The sequence below is a fragment of the Henriciella sp. genome, from assembly GCF_049649345.1.
Taxonomy (GTDB): domain Bacteria; phylum Pseudomonadota; class Alphaproteobacteria; order Caulobacterales; family Hyphomonadaceae; genus Henriciella.
On the sequence record NZ_JBARZC010000209.1, the window covers coordinates 1 to 4723 of the forward strand.

Annotated in this window: 7 protein-coding genes; all 7 read left to right on the forward strand. The window is 62.6% G+C overall.

Annotated features, from left to right (window positions below; all coding sequences use genetic code 11):
• Nucleotides 1-387 (forward strand): methylated-DNA--[protein]-cysteine S-methyltransferase (locus WA989_RS05220; RefSeq protein ID WP_424339447.1); only part of this gene is annotated, 387 nt, incomplete at its 5' end.
• Between the two features lie 50 nt (nucleotides 388-437).
• Entirely contained in the window at nucleotides 438-908 is a 471-nt protein-coding gene (locus tag WA989_RS05225; protein ID WP_424339448.1) for a hypothetical protein, read from the forward strand.
• Nucleotides 905-1372, forward strand: a complete 468-nt coding sequence (locus WA989_RS05230) for a VOC family protein (RefSeq protein ID WP_424339449.1) — start codon at nucleotides 905-907, stop codon at nucleotides 1370-1372. Before WA989_RS05225 ends, WA989_RS05230 begins: the two co-directional genes overlap by 4 nt.
• Nucleotides 1373-1381: 9 nt before the next feature.
• Nucleotides 1382-2737 (forward strand): ABC1 kinase family protein, encoded by a 1356-nt coding sequence (locus WA989_RS05235; RefSeq protein WP_424339450.1) that lies wholly within the window; start codon nucleotides 1382-1384, stop codon nucleotides 2735-2737.
• Between the two features lie 10 nt (nucleotides 2738-2747).
• The gene (locus WA989_RS05240) at nucleotides 2748-3494 is read left to right on the forward strand and encodes a lysostaphin resistance A-like protein (RefSeq protein WP_424339451.1); all 747 of its coding nucleotides are present in this window, start codon (nucleotides 2748-2750) and stop codon (nucleotides 3492-3494) included.
• Between the two features lie 41 nt (nucleotides 3495-3535).
• Nucleotides 3536-3973 (forward strand): PaaI family thioesterase, encoded by a 438-nt coding sequence (locus WA989_RS05245; RefSeq protein WP_424339452.1) that lies wholly within the window; start codon nucleotides 3536-3538, stop codon nucleotides 3971-3973.
• 2 nt (nucleotides 3974-3975) lie between these two features.
• Nucleotides 3976-4723 (forward strand): alpha/beta fold hydrolase (locus WA989_RS05250; protein WP_424339453.1); only part of this gene is annotated, 748 nt, incomplete at its 3' end.

A 4723-nucleotide genomic window follows, 5' to 3' on the forward strand; every position in this document is an offset into this window, starting at 1 on the left:
GACAAGGTCTTCGCCGATCTTGCCGGGCGCTATCCCGGCGCCGATACGACCCGTGATGATGCTGAAGCCGCGCGCTGGGCCGAGCGCATCTTCCATGGCAGTGAAGCGATCCCGGTGGCGCTCTATGGCACGCCCTTCCGCCGGCAGATCTGGCGGGCGTTGCTCGACATCCCGGCTGGCGAGACGCGCACCTATGGCGAGGTCGCCGCGGCGGCTGGCCAGCCCAAGGCCGTACGCGCCGCAGGCACGGCGATCGGGGCGAACAATATCTCCTGGCTCATCCCCTGTCATCGCGCCCTTGCTTCGGACAAAAGGTTACATAATTACCATTGGGGTGTGGCACGTAAGCGTGCCATGCTTACATTCGAGCGCGCGCACGCGGCCTGATCCTTCGATCTGGCGAGCGCGGCCGCGCTTCACAGATTGCAGGACCGAATATGCAGATACTCACTTTCTACGCGTTGATTTTCGTCGCGTTGGGGCTCTGGGGGGTATGGCTGATCCTTAAATGGCGTGAGCTGCCGCAATTTTCCTATGCGGTTTACAATTCCATGGTCGAGAAGGGGCTTCTGTCCGACGCCGTCGACCGCGACACGTTCAAGGAAAGCTTCATCCGTTGCGAGGCTCCGCTGGCAGCGACCTATCGCTGGGTTGCGGCCCTGATCAGCCTAGTCGCCCTGCCGCCCCTGATCATGGGGTTCAACATGGTGTGGGACTGGGTCTGGCGTCTCAATGGCGCCGTTTCCGGCCCGCTTGAGCGTGGCTATATGTTCCACGTCTTCATGACCTTCTGTGTCATCATGGGCGTGGTGGTCGGCTTCCTCTACCTCATGACCTCGCATTATTACCGCAACGCCCCACCTTCACTGAAGTCCGAGATAAAACGCCTCGAAGGAGGAAACGAATGAGCGTCGAATATCTCCACACGATGATCCGCATCAGCGATATCGACGGGGCGCTGAAATTCTTCTGCGACGGGCTCGGCCTCAAAGAGTTGCGACGCGTCGACAATGAAGCGGGGCGATTCACGCTGGTGTTTCTGGCGTCTCAGGAAGATATCGACCGGTTCGACGGGACGATGGATGGCGGACTTCCGCCCGGATTGCCGATGATCGAGCTGACGCATAATTGGGACCCCGAAGCGCTCGAGGGCGGACGAAATTTCGGCCACCTCGCCTACAAGGTCGACGATATCTACGAAGCGACCGAGCGGTTCGAGAAGATCGGTGTCACCATCAACCGGCCGCCGCGCGATGGCCGGATGTGCTTTGTGCGCTCTCCCGATGGCATCTCTGTCGAGCTGCTCCAGAAGGGTGACCCGCTGCCCCCTAAAGAGCCATGGGCGAGCGCTGATAATATCGGGACATGGTGAGCCGCGCCCGTGTCTGAAGAACAGGACCCCGAACGCAACCGCCTCTCCGCCCGCATCGCCCGGACGGCGAAAGTCGGCGGCAATCTTTCAGGCGCCGGCATTGCCTTTGCGGCCAACCGCCTGTTCGGCGGGGCTGAAAGCGATGAAAACATCGCCAAGGCGCTGACCTCGGCGCTGGGGAAGACCAAGGGCCCGCTGATGAAGGTCGCGCAGATGCTGTCGACCATTCCGGACTTCCTTCCGGCTGAGTACGCGAAGGAACTCTCCCAGCTTCAGGCCCACGCGCCGGCCATGGGCTGGCCTTTCGTCAAACGCCGGATGCGCGCCGAGCTTGGGCCGGACTGGCAAGCGAAATTCTCTGATTTCGGCCGCGAGGCCGCCCACGCTGCGTCGCTGGGGCAGGTGCATAGAGCCACTCTGCCGGATGGGCGCGAGGTCGCCTGCAAGCTGCAATATCCCGACATGTCGAGCGCGGTCGAGAGCGATGTCGGACAGCTCAAGAACCTGCTCGGACTTTTCAGGCGCATGGATGGCTCGATCGATCCGCGCGAAATGGTCGACGAGATTTCCGACCGGCTTCGCGAAGAGCTCGATTATGAACGCGAGCGCAAACATATGCAGCTCTACCGCGATATGCTCGGCGGCAAGGATTTTGTCCACATTCCTGAACCCGTTCCAGAGCTATCGACCGAACGTTTACTTACCATGGAATGGGTGAGCGGGGAGCCTTTGGGCGCCTTCGAGGACGCGCCTCAGGAGGTTCGCAACGGGATCGCCAAACGCCTCTACTGGACGTGGTGGCTGCCATTTACTCATTACGCCGTGATCCACGGCGATCCGCATCTCGGCAATTATCAGGTCAGGGAGGGCGGCGAGACGCTGAACCTGCTCGACTTTGGCTGCGTGCGGATCTTCCCGCCCAACTTCGTCGGCGGCGTCGTTGATCTCTACCGCGCTCAGCTGGCCGATGACTTTGATGCGGCCTATGCGGCCTATGAGAAGTGGGGCTTCAAGGACCTCAATCGCGACCTTGTCGAGGTGTTGAACATCTGGGCGAAGTTCATTTACGGACCGCTGCTCGATGACAGGGTGCGCAGCGTCGCAGACGGTGTTGCGCCCGGCGAGTATGGCCGCAAGGAAGCCTTCCAGGTGCGCAAGCTGCTGAAGGAAAAAGGGCCTGTCACCATCCCGCGCGAGTTTGTTTTCATGGACCGCGCCGCCATCGGTCTCGGCGCGGCCTATCTGCGCCTGCGCGCTGAGCTCAACTATCACCAGCTCTTCGAGGAAAGCCTCGAAGGCTTCTCTGAAGCCGATGTGACGGCGCGCCAGCAAGACGCGCTTTCCAAGGCCGGGCTGAGCGACTAAGCCAGACCGGATGGATGATGGTGCCTACAACACGCCGAGCGCGCTTGGCCGCGAACCGCTGACGGCTGGCTTCTGGGTGCTCTGTGCGCCCTTCCTGTTTCCGGTGATCGGGATGACGATCATCACGCTGGCCTGGCCGCAATTCACCGAAATCCTTTCTACAGAAACCCCTGCGCGCGAGGCGATCAACTGGATCTGGATCGTGCTTGCCGCCATACATCTTGCTCATTTCGCGGCGCTCAGCGTGTGGAGCGAACGCGCTGGCGCAGGCGTCTTTGCCGGCGACATGCGCGCGACGCCGAACTGGATTATCGCCGCCCTCCTGCTCGGCCCGCCCATCCTGCTCGTGCCCAATGTTATAGCCGGGATGATGTTCGGGGGGACCGATGGCTGGGAATATAGCGGCGAGGTGAACACCAGCCTGTTTGCGCCGGAGAATTGGGGGGCGATGTATCTGATCTTCGCACTGCTGCTCGCGCCGCTCCTGGAGGAGGTCACGTTTCGCGGTGTGGCGCTTGGCGCGCTGGTAGTGCGCGGTGTGCCGCCCTTCATGGCGATGGTGATCTCGAGTGCGGCGTTTACCTTCCTGCACATGCAATATTCTGTGCCCGCGCTGATCGTCGTTTTTGTTGCAGGTATGGGCTTTGCCTGGCTGCGCCTGAAGAGCGGATCGATGATGGTGCCGATCCTCGCGCACATCTCGGCCAATGCGGTCATCACCTTCCTCGCCAGCCTGGCGCCGCCTTCCTCCGGGTGATGACTTGAAGCGACACGCGGTTCGCAGCAAAACCCGTCGCCATGACGGATGATTTTGACCGCACTCAGACTTTCGACATCCCGGACGGCTACCAGCTGCTGCCCTGGCATCGCGGCTTTGGCCGGCAGGTCGGACCGCTCTTCGAGAAGCGCGACGAGACCGGGCTGACGCGCGCCTTCCGCGTCGAGGAGCACCACACAAACGGCATGATGAATGCACATGGCGGGATGCTTATGACCTTTGCCGACATGGCCTGGGGTGGGGCGGTCGAGAAGGATGAGGACACCTGGTGGGTGACGATCCGCCTCCTCTGCGACTTCCTCTCCGGCGCCAAGCATGGCGAGTGGATCGAGGGCAATGGCAAGGTCGTCGGCCATGTCGATGGCATCTTCACCGTCGAAGGGCGCATCTGGAGCGGCGAGCGCACGCTGCTGACCGGCACCGGCCTGTTCAAGGTCATCGAGCGGCGGGGCCAGTAGCGATGGCAGACCAGATCCAGACCAATGACCCGCGCAACATGGCGGCGCAGCCGAGCGAGGACCAGCTGCCGCTGAAAGCCTATGGCGGGGCGAAACCGCCGGCGCCGGACTGGTTCACGAAGGCCATCGAGACCGAGTTCGAGACCCGCCGGGTCGAGGTCGAGGGCGCCGGGGTCGCCTACCAGGTCTGGGGCGAGGACACCAAGCCCGGCCTCCTGCTCGTCCATGGCAACGGCGCCCATTCGCACTGGTGGGATTTCATCGCGCCCTTCTTCGCGGGTGACTACCAGGTCATCGCGCCGACCTTCTCAGGCATGGGCGACAGTGACTGGCGCGAGACCTATTCCTTCGACCAGTTCGCCCGCGAGCTGGTTGCCGTCAGCGACCATGCCGGCTTGTTCGAGCGGGCGCAAAAGCCGGTCATGGTCGCGCACTCCTTTGGCGGCATGGTCGGCGTGGTGGCAGCGGTTGCCGATGGCGAGCGCTTCAAGGGCGCGATCATCGTCGACACGCATGTCGAGCCACCCGGCGAGGAGCGCCCGCGCCCGCCCAGTCGCAAGCGGCCGAACCGGCTCTACCCGGACCTGGAAACCGCGCTCGCCCGCTTCCGCCTCGCCCCGCCGCAGCCTTGCGACAATCATTTCGCAGTCGACTATATCGCCCGCCACAGCCTGAAGGAGACGACAGACGAGACCGGCCAGTCCGGCCTTGTCTGGAAGTTCGATCCGTTCATCTTCAGCAAGCTTACAC

What these genes read in the sequence shown, in the direction of transcription:
- WA989_RS05230 (WP_424339449.1), top strand. Translation starts at nt 905, where the DNA reads ATGAGCGTCGAATATCTCCACACGATGATCCGCATCAGCGATATCGAC.
- WA989_RS05245 (WP_424339452.1), top strand. Translation starts at nt 3,536, where the DNA reads ATGACGGATGATTTTGACCGCACTCAGACTTTCGACATCCCGGACGGC.
- WA989_RS05240 (WP_424339451.1), top strand. Translation starts at nt 2,748, where the DNA reads ATGGATGATGGTGCCTACAACACGCCGAGCGCGCTTGGCCGCGAACCG.
- WA989_RS05225 (WP_424339448.1), top strand. Translation starts at nt 438, where the DNA reads ATGCAGATACTCACTTTCTACGCGTTGATTTTCGTCGCGTTGGGGCTC.